General features: G+C 67.8%; 11 protein-coding genes. 7 read left to right on the forward strand and 4 right to left on the reverse strand.

Annotation, left to right across the window (positions count from 1 at the left end):
• Window positions 1-77 precede the first annotated feature (77 nt).
• Window positions 78-800, forward strand: coding sequence for a nucleotidyltransferase family protein (locus J2R80_RS05885; protein WP_057020444.1), 723 nt, complete (start codon window positions 78-80; stop codon window positions 798-800).
• Window positions 801-812: 12 nt separating this feature from the next.
• Here the strand turns inward: J2R80_RS05885 and J2R80_RS05890 are convergent, their stop codons facing one another.
• The gene (locus tag J2R80_RS05890; protein WP_229192687.1) at window positions 813-1826 is read right to left on the reverse strand and encodes a DUF2891 domain-containing protein; all 1014 of its coding nucleotides are present in this window, start codon (window positions 1824-1826) and stop codon (window positions 813-815) included.
• Window positions 1823-2737: a hypothetical protein gene (locus tag J2R80_RS05895; protein WP_253638177.1), complete on the reverse strand. Its 915-nt coding sequence runs from the start codon at window positions 2735-2737 to the stop codon at window positions 1823-1825. Before J2R80_RS05895 ends, J2R80_RS05890 begins: the two co-directional genes overlap by 4 nt.
• 57 nt (window positions 2738-2794) lie before the next feature.
• Here J2R80_RS05895 and J2R80_RS05900 point away from each other — a divergent pair, with 57 nt between their 5' ends.
• The 6 genes from J2R80_RS05900 (at window position 2795) to J2R80_RS05925 (ending at window position 12585) form a co-directional block, all read left to right on the forward strand.
• Window positions 2795-3748, forward strand: a complete 954-nt coding sequence (locus J2R80_RS05900) for a LysR family transcriptional regulator (RefSeq protein ID WP_253638178.1) — start codon at window positions 2795-2797, stop codon at window positions 3746-3748.
• A gap of 80 nt (window positions 3749-3828) precedes the next feature.
• Window positions 3829-6975, forward strand: coding sequence for a double-strand break repair protein AddB (gene addB, locus J2R80_RS05905; RefSeq protein ID WP_253638179.1), 3147 nt, complete (start codon window positions 3829-3831; stop codon window positions 6973-6975).
• A complete protein-coding gene (addA, locus tag J2R80_RS05910; RefSeq protein WP_253638180.1) occupies window positions 6969-10445 on the forward strand; it encodes a double-strand break repair helicase AddA in 3477 nt (1158 codons plus the stop codon). Before addB ends, addA begins: the two co-directional genes overlap by 7 nt.
• 116 nt (window positions 10446-10561) lie before the next feature.
• Window positions 10562-10882: a thioredoxin gene (gene trxA / locus J2R80_RS05915; protein WP_016847387.1), complete on the forward strand. Its 321-nt coding sequence runs from the start codon at window positions 10562-10564 to the stop codon at window positions 10880-10882.
• Between the two features lie 96 nt (window positions 10883-10978).
• Entirely contained in the window at window positions 10979-12043 is a 1065-nt protein-coding gene (locus J2R80_RS05920; protein WP_256527813.1) for an ATP-dependent DNA ligase, read from the forward strand.
• A gap of 83 nt (window positions 12044-12126) precedes the next feature.
• Complete coding sequence (locus J2R80_RS05925) at window positions 12127-12585, forward strand: DUF2231 domain-containing protein (protein ID WP_057020418.1); 459 nt, start codon at window positions 12127-12129, stop codon at window positions 12583-12585.
• 5 nt (window positions 12586-12590) lie between these two features.
• Here the strand turns inward: J2R80_RS05925 and J2R80_RS05930 are convergent, their stop codons facing one another.
• On the reverse strand, window positions 12591-13331 hold the full coding sequence (locus J2R80_RS05930) for a metallophosphoesterase (RefSeq protein ID WP_057020417.1): 741 nt from the start codon (window positions 13329-13331) through the stop codon (window positions 12591-12593).
• Window positions 13332-13378: 47 nt separating this feature from the next.
• A complete protein-coding gene (locus J2R80_RS05935; protein WP_253640936.1) occupies window positions 13379-14623 on the reverse strand; it encodes a folylpolyglutamate synthase/dihydrofolate synthase family protein in 1245 nt (414 codons plus the stop codon).
• Window positions 14624-14698: the final 75 nt, after the last annotated feature.

The following is a 14698-nucleotide window of genomic DNA, read 5'->3' on the forward strand; positions in this document are numbered from 1 at the left end:
GCGTCTGATTGATGTGCTTGCCGAATCGCCGTGATATGATCGGCGCATGAGAGATGATGACCGAGAATATCCGGAAGATGCCCGTCACTCCCCATAAAGCCATGGTGCTCGCTGCGGGCCTCGGCGTGCGCATGCGCCCCCTGACCAACACGATGCCGAAGCCGCTGGTCAGCGTCGCCGGCCAGCCGCTGCTCGACCATGTGCTCGACAAGCTCGCCGGCGCCGGCGTCAGCGAAGCGGTCGTGAACGTGCACTATTTGCCCGACCAGATCATCGAGCACGTCAAGCCCCGCAGCCGTCCGCGCGTGATCATCTCCGACGAGCGCGACCAGGTGCTCGGCACCGGCGGCGCGGTGGTGAAGGCGTTGCCGCTGCTCGGCGATGCGCCGTTCTATCATCTGAACGCGGACACGATGTGGATCGACGGCGTGCGCTCCAATCTGGCGCGGCTCGCGGAAACCTTCGATCCCGCGCGGATGGATATCCTGCTGCTGATGGCGCCGACCGCTACGAGCATCGGCTATGGCGGGCGCGGCGACTATTCGATGTTGCCGGATGGCGCGTTGCGCAAGCGGCGCGAGCACCAGGTGGTGCCGTTCGTCTATGCCGGCGCCGCGATCATGTCGCCTGCGCTGTTCGCCGACGCGCCGGCCGGCGAGTTCTCGCTGACCAAGATGTTCGACCGCGCCAACGAGCAGGAGCGGCTGTTCGGCCTGCGCCTCGACGGCGTCTGGATGCATGTCGGCACTCCGGACGCGATCCAGGCTGCGGAAGAAGCTTACCTGGAAAGCGTCGCGTAGGCGGCGCCTTCGTCAGCCATCGGCGTCGATCGCGAGCACCGCGAAGCTCGCAAGCCAGTGTTCACCCATATAGTCGCTGGCGATATGCGGCAGGCCGGCGTCGAGATGCCGGCGCGCGGCATCCTGCAGGATCGGACGGCGCGCATCGGCCGCCGGCAACGCACCGGCCAGCGCCCGCCAGCACCATGCGCGGCTGAGATTGAGCCCGTCGAGATGTGCCAGCTTGCCATCCGAGCGATCGGTGACCGTGGCGGGCCGGAACAGGGTTGCGGGTTCGCGCAGCTCGAGCCGCGGCAGGAAGCGGTCGAACCAGGGCAGGAAGTCACCCGGTGCCAGCAGCCGGCGCATGCACTCCGCTTCGATCAGCGCGGATGACTGGAAGTCATCACCGCTCGGCTCACCCCAGGCGGGGCAGTCCTGATCGGCGCCGTACCAGCGCAGCGCTGTGTCGCGCAACAGCGCACTGAGCGCATCGTCCTGTGTCACCGCGGCGTAGTCGGCTGCCATGCGCAGTCCGAACGCGGTGTTGAAATGGGTGCCGACCCGCACCGGATAAGTGGCGAGCGGCAGGAAATCGCGGTAGCGCTGCGCGAAGATCTCGGCGAGCGGAGCGATCCGATCGCGCCAGTTGGTGTTCTCGACGAGCGAGAGCTCTGCGGCGAGCTTCAATAGCCAGCCCCAGCCGTAAGGCCGCTTGAAGCCGCGCGCGGTCGGGGCGGCGAGATAGCTGCATTCGGCCGCGATCTTCTCCGCAACGAACTGCGCGTCGAACAGCGCGCGGATATCGTCCGCCGCCTCGGATGAGGGATAGCGGCGCAGCAGCCGGGCAAGCATCCAGTAGCTGTGGACGCAGGAATGCCAGTCGTAGCTGCCGAAGAACACCGGATGCAGCTCGCGCGGCGTGCGCGCATCCTGCGGCCCCGCCAGCACGTGATCGGGCTTGTTCGGATATTCGCGCGTGACATGGCCGAGCGCGATGCGCGCGAAACGGACGGCGAGGTCTTCGGTCAAGATCGTCGCGCTCATGGTGAGGCATTCTCCTTGCACTCGCGGCGAACAAGCATCTCGATCAGCCGCGGCGTCATATACTGCGTGGCGGCGAAGAACAACGCCGTCATCGGCGACACCGCAACGCCCATCGCCGACCAGACCAATCCGACATTGCGGTTGCCGAGAATGAGGCCGCTGGTCAGCCGTGCAGCCAGATTGCCCGGCGTGAGCAGCGCGCCACACAATTGCAGGGCGAGATTGCAGCCGAAGGCAAGGCCGACGCAGGTGAACGCGGCGGCCGGTTGCGCTTCGATCTGGGTGCGCACCCCCGCCATGGTGGCGATCGCGAACAGCAGCAGCGAGGCCAGCACGAGCGCGTCGATGATGCGCGCATGCTGCACCAATCGTGCCGCGGCCTGACGGCGCAGCAGCAACGCCAGCGCGCCGGCGCCGCCAACCAGCAGCGCCAGCCGCGTCGCGAGCGCCAGCGGATCGATTGCGAGATCTGCAAATCCCGCCGCGATCAGCGGCACGGTGACCGGCGCCAGCGCCATCGACAGCAGCGTCACCGCAAGCGGAATGGTCGCATCGAAGCCGAGCATGCGCGCGACGGCCGCCGTGCCGCTCGACGGCGGCGCACACGCCGACAGCACCAATGCGACGATCAGCTCTGGTCGAAAGCCGGCGCCGCGCGCCGCGAAGCCGACGGCAAGCGGGCTCGCCAGCATGGCGAGCGCCGGCAACAGCAGCCAGACCAGCGGCCGCCGCAATGCGCGCCGGAACGCCGTCCCGTCGACCTGGAGGAAGGTGCCGAGCACCAGGACGAAGATCGCCGCCGTCATCAGCGGGCGCACGCCGTCCGCCAACGCAGGGAAAGCCAATCCTGCCAGCACGCCGATGATCAGCAGTGTCGGCCCGCTTGGCACCAGCCTCGCAAATCTCGCCAAATTCCTGGGTCCCGTCGTCATGTCCGACCAACGAGCATAGGCCGGGGCAAATCATTGTTGAAATCGATTATTCTTATAAGCATTATTGCTACGATGAATTTATCCGCCATCGATCTCAACCTGTTGGTCGCCTTCGAGGCGCTGATGGAGGAGCGCCACGTCACCCGGGCGGCCGAGCGCATCGGGCTCGCCCAGCCGTCCATGAGCAGCGCATTGCGGAGGCTGCGTGCGCTGTTTGCGGACGAACTGTTCCTGCGTGCCGGCGCGGGCATGCAGCCGACCGAAAAGGCGCTGGCGCTGGCCGGGCCGATCGGCGAAGCGCTGCGGCAGATCCGGAGCGCGTTGGTACCCGATCAGGGCTTCGATCCGGCGATCGCGCGACGGCGCATCACCATCGCCGCGACCGACTATGGCGATCTCGTTGTGGTGCCGGAACTGACCCGGCTGCTGCGCATCGAAGCGCCCGGCATTGACCTTGCCGTGCGCCCGCTCACCGATGCGACGGTGGCGCTGGCGAAGCTGGAGCGCGGCGAACTCGATGCCCTGATCGGCGGGCACCTGCCCGACTCGCCGCGCTGTGTCCGGCACCGGCTGTTCGAGGAACGCTTCGTCTGCGCCCGCGATGCACGCACGAACCGATCGGAGCGCCTCAGTCTGGAAGATTACGCGACCTTGCCGCACGCGCTGTTCTCGGCGGCCGGCGGCGATGGCCTGCCGAGCGTGATCGACGCGCTGCTGGCGCGCCATGGACTGAAGCGACGGGTGGCGGTGACGCTTGCGCATGTGGTGGCCGTTCCGTTCGCCGTGGCCGGCACCGATCTCATCGCCACGATGTCCGAACGCGTCGCCCGGCGCTTCACGCATCTGGCCGACATTGCCGTCGTCGCGCCGCCGATCGACATCCCCGCCTTCGCGATCGACCTGATCCATACGAGCCGCGCCGCCCAGGATCCGGCGCTGCGCTGGTTCCTGGATGCCGCCGATCGCTGCGCCGGCCGATTGCGATATTGAGCGGTGACGGTTCTCCGACAGGGGTGGCTAACGACGGTCGCCGCTCCCTATATTGGCGCCGGATTCGAATCAGGCAGCCCATGCGCGTCTTCAGTGTTCCCGTTTCTGCGCCGTTCCTGCGGACCGTCATCTCGGCGCTGGTCGATGGCCGGCTGGTCGCGGGATTTGAGGCGCAGAGCGATCCGGCAAGGCTCGCCAACGCCACGCTGTATCTGCCGACCCGCCGTGCCGGGCGGCTGGCGCGGGAAATCTTCCTCGATGTGCTCGAGTCGGACGCCGCCGTGCTGCCGCGCATCGTCGCGCTTGGCGACATCGATGAGGACGAACTCGCCTTCGCCGACCAAAGCGAGGACGTCGGCGGCGCCGCGCCGCTGGAGATTCCGCCAAGGCTGGGCGAGCTCGAGCGCCGGCTGACGCTGGCGCATCTGGTCGCCGCCTGGGCGAAGACGCCGGTATCGGCGCCGCTGGTGGTCGGCGGGCCGGCCTCGACGCTGCAACTCGCCGGCGGTCTGGCGCGGCTGATGGACGACATGGTGACGCGCGGCGTCGACTGGCGCGCGCTCGACCGCCTGGTGCCGGACCAGCTCGACAAATACTGGCAGCACTCGCTCGACTTCCTGCGGATCGCGCGCGACGCCTGGCCCAGCTACCTCAAGGAGATCGGCCGGATCGAACCCGCCGCGCGCCGCGATCTGCTGATCGAGGCGGAGGCGGCGCGGCTGACCGCGCACCACGCGGGCCCGGTGATCGCGGCCGGTTCGACCGGCTCGATGCCGGCGACGGCGAAATTCCTGCACGCGGTGGCGAAGCTGCCGAACGGTGCTGTGGTGCTGCCCGGGCTCGACACCGATCTCGACGAGGACTCCTGGGACACGATCGGCGGCGAGCGCGGCGACGACGGCAGGTTCGTAACGCCGCCCTCGTCGAACCATCCGCAATTCGCGATGCACGCCTTGCTCGACCGCTTCGGCATCAAGCGCCGCGACGTCGAGAGCCTTGCCGAGCCGGCGCCGCTCGGCCGCGAGGTGCTGGTGTCGGAGACGATGCGTCCCTCGACCGCGACCGCGCAGTGGCACGACCGGCTGGAACGGCCGGAGATCGTGGCGCGGATTTCCGCCGGGATGACCAACCTCACCGTGGTCGAGGCGCCCAATCCGGAAATGGAGGCGCTGGCGATCGCGGTGGCGATGCGCGAGGCGCGGCATCTCGGCAAATCGGCCGCGCTGGTGACGCCGGATCGCGCGCTGGCGCGCCGCGTGATGGCGTCGCTGACGCGCTGGAAGCTCGAGTTCGACGATTCCGGCGGCGATGCGCTGATCGAGACGCCGGCCGGCGTGTTCGCCCGCCTGACCGCGGAGGCGGCGGCCAAGGGGCTGGAGCCGCCGACGCTGCTCGCGCTGCTCAAGCATCCGCTGTTCCGGCTCGGCGGTTCGCGTGGCGCGCTGCGGCGCGCGATCGAGGTGCTGGAGATCGCGCTGCTCCGCGGCACGCGGCCGCAAGCCGGGACCGGCGGCCTCGCCCGCGACTTCGCGCGCTTCCGCGCCGAGCTGGTCAAACTGCACGGCGGCGAGACCTCGTCGCTGCACGCCATGGAGCCGCGCGCCCGGCTGCGCGACAACGAGCTCAACCGGGCGCAGGACCTGATCGCCAGATTGCAGGCGGCGCTGGCGCCACTCGAAGGCATGGCGTCGTCAAAACCCTATGATTTCGCGGAGCTGGCCGCGCGCCACCGCGAGGCCCTGATCGCGCTGTCCGGCGACCAGAACGGCGTTGCCGTCGTGTTCGAGGAGCGCGCCGGTGCGTCGCTGGCGTCTGCGTTCGACGAGCTGCTCGCCAAGCAGCAGCCGAGCGGGCTGATGACGCCGCTCGCCGATTATCCCGAGGTGTTCCAGACCGCGTTCGCCGACCGCATGGTGCGGCGGCCGGAATCGGCGCGCGCGCAGCTCAACATCTTCGGCCAGCTCGAAGCCCGTCTAACCGAATCCGATCGCGTCATCCTCGGCGGCCTGGTCGAGGGCGTCTGGCCGCCGGCGCCGCGGATCGATCCGTGGCTGAGCCGGCCGATGCGGCACGAGCTCGGGCTCGACCTTCCCGAGCGCCGCATCGGCCTTTCCGCGCACGACTTTGCGCAGCTGCTCGGCCATGACGAGGTGATCCTCACCCACGCCGCAAAAGTCGGCGGTGCGCCGGCGGTCGCCTCGCGCTTCCTGCATCGGCTCGAAGCGGTCGCCGGCGAGGCGCGCTGGAAGGCCGCGACATCGGCCGGCGAAACTTACGTGCAATATGCCGCCGAGCTCGACCGGCCCGACAAGGTCGAGCCGATCCCGCAGCCGGAGCCGCGGCCGCCGCGCGAGGCACGTCCGCTGAAGATGTCTGTCACCGCGATCGAGGACTGGCTGCGCGATCCCTACACGATCTATGCGCGCTACATCCTGCGGCTCGATCCGCTCGACCCCGTCGACATGCCGTTGTCGGCGGCCGATCGCGGCTCGGCGATCCACGAGGCGCTCGGCGAGTTCACGCAGGTCTATGCCGACGCGCTGCCTGCCAACACCCTGCTCACGTTGCGCGAGATCGGGGCCAAATATTTTGCGCCGCTGATGGAGCGGCCCGAGGCGCGAGCGCTGTGGTGGCCGCGCTTCCAGCGCATCGCAACATGGTTTGCCGAATGGGAGCAGGCCCGGCGCGGCCAGATCGAGGCCATCAAGGCCGAGATCCGCGGCGAGATCGGCATCCCGCTCGACGATGCCAGGACCTTCACGCTCTCGGCGCGCGCCGACCGCATCGAGCGGCGCGATGACGGCAGCTTTGCGATCCTCGACTACAAGACCGGCCAGCCGCCGACTGGCAAGCAGGTGCGCATGGGCCTGTCGCCGCAGCTCACCCTGGAAGCCGCGATCCTGCGCGAGGGCGGCTTCGCCGACATCCCGGCCGACTCCTCGGTCGGCGACCTCGTCTATGTCAGGCTGAGCGGCAACAATCCGCCGGGCGAGCAGCGTTCGCTGGAGCTGAAGATCAAGACCAACGACACGCCGCAGCCGCCCGATGAGGCCGCCGACAGCGCGCGGCGCAAGCTCGAGGCCCTGATCCGCGCCTTCGACGACGAGCAGCAGGCCTACACCTCGCTGAACCTCTCGATGTGGGCGAACCGCTACGGCGCCTATGACGACCTCGCACGCATCAAGGAATGGTCCGCCGCCGGCGGCCTGGGGATCGAGGAATGGTGAAGGCGCCCCGTCCGATTCCGCCCGCCGTGCGCGACGCGCAGGCGCGCGCGTCCGATCCGAAAGCGTCGACCTTCGTGTCGGCCAACGCCGGCTCGGGCAAGACCCATGTGCTGGTGCAGCGCGTCATCCGCCTGCTGCTGTCGGGAGTGCCGCCGGAAAAGATCCTCTGCATCACCTTCACCAAGGCGGCTGCCGCGAACATGGCCGAGCGCGTGTTCACGACGCTCGGCCATTGGGTGACGCTCGACGACGCCGGGCTCGACGCCGCGATCCGCGAGGCCGGCATTGCGCATCCTTCCGCCACGTTGCGGCGCGAGGCGCGCAAACTGTTTGCCTGCGCGCTGGAGACCCCCGGCGGCTTGAAGGTGCAGACCATCCACGCGCTGTGCACCCGCCTGCTGCAGCAGTTTCCGTTCGAGGCCAACGTGCCGGCGCGCTTTGCCGTGCTCGACGATCGCGACCAGAACGAGATGATGGAGCGCGCCAACCTCGCGGTGTTCCTCGAAGCGTCGCGGATTCCCGACAGTCCGATCGGCCGCGCGCTGCGGACGGCGATGGCAAATGCCGCCGACGTCACTTTCAAGGAGGTGGTCCGCGAAGCCTGCCTCAGCCGCGACCATTTCATGGCCTGGACCGATGCCGCCGGCAACGCCGCGGCCGCCGCAGCGCAGATGTCGGCCGCGCTCGGCGTCTCCTCTGACATTCGCATCGAGGAGGTCGAGCGCGAGATCGTCGACGGGCCGAACCTGGCGCGCGCGAGCTGGAAGGAGATGGCGATGCTGCTCGATACCAGCAGCAAGGCGGATCAGAAGCAGGCCCAACGGCTGCGGAGCGCGCTGACCTTCACCGGTGCAGCCCAGGTCGACGAATATCTCGGCGTCTTCCTGACCGATGAACGCGCCCCCCGCGCGTCTGTCGTCACCAACAGTTTCATCAAGAAGAATGCGGTCGCGGGCCATCGGTTCGAGGCGGAGGTCGACCGTCTCGGTCCGTTGATCGAGCGCCGCCGCGCCGTGGTCGCGCGCGACCGCACCGAGGCGCTGATCCACATCGCGACCGCGGCCGCCGCGCACTACCGGCGCGAGAAGCTGGAACGCGGCCTGCTCGACTATGACGATCTGATCGACAAGACGCTGGCGATGCTCGACCGCGTCTCGTCGGGCTGGGTGCATTACAAGCTCGACCGCGGCGTCGATCACGTGCTGATCGACGAGGCGCAGGATACGAGCCCGCGGCAATGGGACATCGTCGCGCACATCATCTCGGAATTCACCTCCGGCGCCGGCGCGCGCGACGGCCTGGTGCGCACCGTGTTCGCGGTCGGCGACGAGAAGCAGTCGATCTTCTCGTTCCAGGGCGCGGCGCCGCGCGAATTCGACCTGCGCCGGCGCGAGCTGAAGCGGCGGTTCGAGGAAGCCGGGCTGAAATTCGACCCGGTGTCATTCACCTATTCGTTCCGCTCGGGGCCGGTGATCCTGCATTCGGTCGACCATGTGTTCCGCGAGCAGGAGATCTTCCGCAGCATTCATGCGATCGAGAACGGCTACCCGATCCACAACGCGATGGCCGATGCCGGCCCCAGCCAGATCGAGCTCTGGGATCTCGCCGTGGCCGACGATCGCCAGGATATCGAGGGCTGGCGCGCGCCGTTCGACGGCGTGTCGGTGACCAGCCCCGAGGTGAAACTGGCGCGTCGCATCCAGGCCGAGATCAAGCGCCTCGTTGCCAGCGGCACCATGACCGGCAGCACCGGCGGACGGCGGCCGCTCAGCTACGGCGACATGCTGATCCTGGTGCGGCGGCGCGGCAACGCCTTCGACGCGGTGATCCAGGCGCTGAAGCACGCGGGCATCCCGGTCGCCGGCGCCGACCGGCTGAAGCTGACCGAGCACATCGCGATCATCGACCTGATGAACCTCGCCGATGCGCTGTTGCTGCCGCAGGACGATCTCGCGCTGGCGGTGGCGTTGAAGAGCCCGCTGTTCGGCCTCGACGACGACGATCTATTCAAGCTGGCGTACCAGCGTCGCGGCTCGCTGCGCGAGGCACTGGCCGCGCAGGCACCCACCGATGAGCAATTTTCGGCCGCGCTGCGCCGTCTCGAACAATGCGAGCGCCGCTTCACCCAGGAGACGCCGTTCGCGTTCTACGCCTGGCTGCTCGGCGGCGATGGCGGGCGGGCGCGCATCCTGCGCCGGCTCGGCCATGAGGCGAACGACGCGCTCGACGAGTTCCTCGAGCTTGCGCTGAGCTACGAGCGCAAGGCGCCGGCCTCGCTGCAGGGCTTTGTCGCCTGGCTGCGCGCCGCCGACACCGAAGTGAAGCGCGACATGGAGATTTCGCGCGACGAGGTCCGCGTCATGACCGTGCACGGCGCCAAGGGCCTCGAGGCATCGGTGGTGTTCCTGGTCGACACCACGACCTCGCCGTCGGACACGCAGCGGCTGCGGCTGATCCATCTGCCGCAGGGCAACGCCGCGCCGAACGCGCCCGGCGTCGTGGTGTGGGCCGGCAAGAAGGCCGAGGATCCGCCCGGCGTCGCCGAGGCGCGCAAGGCGATGCTCGGCGACACCGAGGACGAGTATCGCCGCCTGCTCTATGTCGCGATGACCCGCGCCGCCGACCGGCTGATCGTCGGCGGCTGCATGCCCGGCAACATGAACACGGTGCGGAAATCGTCCTGGTACGATCTGATCACCAAGGGGCTCGCCAATTCCGGGCTCAAGCTCGAGGAGCTGGAGACGCCAGGCGGCAAGGTGATGCGCTATTCGCGGCCGGATGACGTCGCCGATCTCACCGGCGCGACTGCGTCGGCGGCCGCGGTGCCGATCGCTTTGCCGTCCTGGCTGCGGGCTCCGGCCGTACCGGAAGCATCGGCGGCGAGCATGCTGCGTCCGTCCGATCCGGCTGATGACGACAGCCATCCGATCCGAACCGGCGAATCGGTGCAGCTGCGCGCCCGCGCCCTGCAACGCGGCACGCTGGTGCACCGGCTGCTGCAGTCGCTGCCCGACGTCGCCCTCGAGCGGCGGCGCGCCGCCGCGCTCGGCTTCCTCGCGCGCAATGCCGACGGCTGGAACGAACAGGAGCAGGTCGCGCTCGCCGATCAGGTGCTCGGCCTGATCGGCGATCCGCGCTTTGCCGCCGTGTTCGCGCCCGGCAGCCGCGCCGAGGTCTCGATCGTCGGGCGGCTGGAGCGGCCGGGCCAGCCGAAGGCGCTGGTGTCGGGCCAGATCGACCGCCTGGTGGTGACGCCAACCGACGTCCTGATCGTCGATTTCAAGACCAACCGCGCTCCGCCCAGGACGGCAGCCGAGGCGCCCAGGGGCTACGTCCGGCAGCTCGCGCTATACCGCGCGGTGCTCGCCAGGCTTTATCCCCAGCTGCCGGTGCGGGCCGCCCTGCTCTGGACCGAAACGACTGAAATCATGGAGGTTTCCGCCTCCGCGCTGGACGCTGCCCTGGCATAAGTTCATGTCGGCGTGAGCAAGCTTGACCCGGCAAGGGGGCGTTCATAGGTTTGACCCATGCTCCTGGGCGCGATTCCCAACCGCGCCCTTTTGTCTCAACCGAACGAGGTACTCACATGGCCGTTGGCAAGGTTTCTGACGCCGATTTCGAAGCCGAAGTGCTCAAGGCGACCGGGCCGGTGGTCGTCGACTTCTGGGCCGAATGGTGCGGCCCCTGCCGCATGATCGCGCCCGCTCTCGATGAGATTTCCGGCGCGATGGGCGACAAGGTCAAGATCGTGAAGCTCAACGTCGACGAGAGCCCGAAGACGGCGTCGAAGTATGGCGTGATGTCGATCCCGACCCTAATGATCTTCAAGGGCGGCGAGATGGCGTCCCGTCAGGTCGGCGCCGCGCCGAAGGCCAAGCTGCAGCAGTGGATCACCGCTGCGGTCTGATCCCGCTTCTTCTGATTAATAAATTCGTGCACGGCCGGCGGATTCGCCGGCCGTTTGCGTTGGGACCGTGTGTGTTGCGTTTGAAGGTCCCGGCACTTGCCCTCCCCGCGTCAAAAGCCCGCTTCCAGGTCCACGCCGCTCGTTGCGATGGAGGCGCGCTCGGTCGATGCCATCCCGCGCGGGAAGGAGTGGCAGTACGAACCCAAGTGGGACGGCTTCCGCTGCCTGCTGAAACGCGAAGGCCGCAAAGTCGACCTGCGCTCGAAATCCGGCGAAGACCTCGCCCGCTACTTCCCGGAGCTGGTCGCCGCGGCGCTGAACGTGAAGGCCAGATCGTTCGTGCTCGACGGCGAGATCGTGGTGCCGCACGGCCGAACGTTCTCCTTTGACGATCTCCTGCAGCGCATCCATCCTGCCGCCAGCCGGGTGACGCGGCTCGCACAGGAAACGCCCGCCTTGTTTCTGGCGTTCGATCTCTTGGCCTCGCCAACCAGGAAGAAGCTTTCCGGCCAGCCCTTGAGCGAACGACGACCGCAGCTCGAGGCGTTCGCCAGGTCGCAATTGAAATCCAATTCCAGCTTTCGGCTGTCTCCCGCGACGACAAGCTACGCGCTTGCCGGGAAATGGCTGGCGCGATCCGGCGGCGGCTTCGACGGCGTGATCGCCAAGCGCCTGGACCTGCCCTATCAGGCCGGCAATCGCGACGGCATGCAGAAGATCAAAAGGTTCAGGAGCGCCGACTGTGTGGTCGGCGGCTTTCGCTACGCCACCAACAGGATCGGCGACCGCCAAGTGGTCGGCTCGCTGCTGCTCGGCCTCTATGACGACGATGGCTTGTTGCATCATGTCGGCTTCACCTCCGCGATCAGGCAGCAGGAGAAGCTGGCGCTGATCGACCGTCTCGAGCCGTTGATTGCAAAGCCCGGCTTTACCGGGAATGCGCCGGGCGGCCCGAGCCGGTGGTCGACCGAGCGCTCGGCGCAATGGTGCCCGCTGAAGCCGAAGCTCGTGATCGAGGTCTGCTACGACCATTTCAGTGGCGATCGTTTCCGCCACGGCACCTCGATCCTGCGCTGGCGTCCGGACAAGGCGCCGAAGCAATGCTCGTTCGAGCAACTGAAGCAGAAGGCGGCCGACCCGATGAAGCTGTTGAGGGGATAACGGCACTGCCGTTGCGGTGCAGCGAATAGGAACCCGGACAGGCAGTCGATGTTGAGGGATCAAATGGCCCTCAGGAGGGACCCATGTCGAACCCCAGATCAACCGCGCAGGTCGCGGGACATCCTATCCATCCGATGCTTATTCCATTTCCAGTCGTATGCTTTGTTTTGACCTTCGTTGCCGATCTCGCTTTCTGGAAGACGGGCACTGACTTCTGGGCCAGCGCCTCGCTCTGGCTGCTTGGCATCGGCTTGATCATGGCCGCGCTCGCCGCCATCGCCGGCGTGATCGATCTCCTCGGAGACGATCAGGTCCGCAATCTTTCCGATGCATGGCAGCACGCCGGCGGCAATGTCATCGCGGTGCTGATCGCGCTCTACAACTGGTATTCGCGCTTCGAGCACGGCGCATCCGCCATCGTGCCGACCGGTCTCGCGCTATCGCTCATCGTGGTCTTGATCCTGCTGTTCACCGGCTGGAAGGGCTGGGAGATGGTCTATCGCGAGCATGTCGGCGTCTCGGATGAGGCGCACATCCATTAGGCAAGTCAGCGAATCCATCCCGTCGCCAGCGCCGAGGCGAGCTCGGCCTGGCCATTGCGCTGCGCCAGTGCCGCCATCGCTGCGTGATCGTACGGGATGTGGCGGAAGGTGACATCCCAGCCACCATCGACCTGTTCGAGGATCGCATAGCGCGCATCGGGCGAACCGGCCTCGACGACATGCGGATGCGGCTTGCCGACGCGATAGCCGGGCGAGCCGACGCTGCCGGGATTGACGATCAGCCGGCCGTCGCGAAGCCGCACGGCGCGCGCAGTATGCGTGTGTGCGCAGAGGATCAGCGATTGCGGCACGCCCGCCGCTCTCGCCTCGATCGCTTCCAGCGAGGACATGCAGACTTCGCCGCCCGGCAGCACCGTCTCGAGCCAATAGGTCTCGTCATTCTGGGGCGTTGCATGACAGAGGAAAACTTCGTCGCGATAGATCGAATTCGCCGGCAGCGTGCGCAGCCAGTCGAGATGCCGCGGCTCGAGCTGGGTATAGGTCAGCCGCTCCCAGGAGCCCATTTTCTCATGCGGGCGGTCGATCAGGTAGCGGTCGTGATTGCCGAGCAGATGGACCGCATCGAGCGCCATCAGCGTATCGATGGTGGGCCGGGCGTCGAGCGGCCCGCTCACCATGTCGCCGAGGTCGACGATGTCGGAAATGCCCTGCGCGCGGATGTCCGACAGTACGGCTTCGAGCGCGAGATGGTTGCCGTGGATGTCGGCGATCGCAGCAAAACGCATGATGCTCGTCCTCCCTCATGCGCACCGCATCCGGGACGCGTCACCTGTTATGCAGGAGGCGTGCCGTTGGCCGCAAGCACGGGACCGGCCAAATACAGCGAGCCCGTGATCAGGATGCGCGGCGGCACCTCGTAGGCCAGCGCAGCAAGCCGCCGCAAGGCGGCGGCGACGCCATCAGCGATCTCGACCCGCATGCCGAGCGCTCGCGCGGCGTCAGCCAGCCTGTCCGGCGCCATGCCGTTGTCGCGGCCGGGCACCGGGACCGCGATGATGTGGCGGGTCAGTCCAGCGAAATTGGCGAGGAATGCGTCGGCATCCTTGTTGGCCATCATCCCGACGATCACCACCAGCGGCCGCGACACGCGCTCCTCCAGATCGCCGAGCGCAGCCGCCGCGACGCGGCCGCCCTCGGCATTGTGTCCGCCGTCGAGCCAGACCTCGGAGCCCTGCGGCCCCTGTCCGACGAGAGTGCCGGAAACCAGCCGCTGCATTCGCGCCGGCCATTCCGCATTGACGATGCCGGCTTCAAAGGCCGCGATGTTGAGCTTGAATGCGTCGATCGCGCGCAGGGTCGCGATCGCAAGGCCCGCATTGTCGAACTGGTGCCGGCCGAACAATTTCGGCGCGGCGAGATCCAGCAGGCCGCGCTCGTCCTGATAGACCAGCCGGCCGCGCTCGACGCCGACATGCCATTGCTGGCCGGCCGCATGCAGCGGCGCGCGCATGCGGTTCGCCTGCGCCTCGATCACGGCCATCGCATCCGGCGCCTGCTCGGCACACACCACCGGCACCTTGCGCTTGATGATCGCGGCCTTCTCGCCGGCGATCGCCGTCAGATTGTCGCCGAGGAATTCCATGTGGTCCATGCTCACCGGTGCGATCACCGAGGCGAGCGGCGCCTCGACCACATTGGTCGAATCGAGCCGGCCGCCGAGCCCGACCTCGAGCAATGCGACGTCGGCCGGATGCTTGGCGAACAGGCAGAACGCCACCGCCGTTTCCATCTCGAAGATGGTGATGGGACTATCGGCGTTGATGCGCTCGCAGTGCTCGAACGTCTCGCGCAGCTCTTCGTCGCCGACCAGCTTGCCGCCGCCGACGGCGCCCAGCCGGTAGCATTCGTTGATCCGCACCAGATAGGGCGAGGTGAAGACGTGCACGCGCAGGCCGGCGGCTTCGAGAATCGCGCGCAGATAGGCGATGGTCGAGCCCTTGCCGTTGGTGCCGGCGACATGGATCACCGGCGGCAGCTTGCGCTCGGGATGATCGAGCCGCTCCATCAGGCCGCGCATGCGATCGAGGCTGAGATCGATGCGCTTGGGATGCAGCGCCGATATCCGCGCGATCAACGCCTCGAACGAGGCTTG

It is taken from the genome of Bradyrhizobium sp. USDA 4541, assembly GCF_024171085.1.
Classification (GTDB): Bacteria; Pseudomonadota; Alphaproteobacteria; order Rhizobiales; family Xanthobacteraceae; genus Bradyrhizobium; species Bradyrhizobium australafricanum.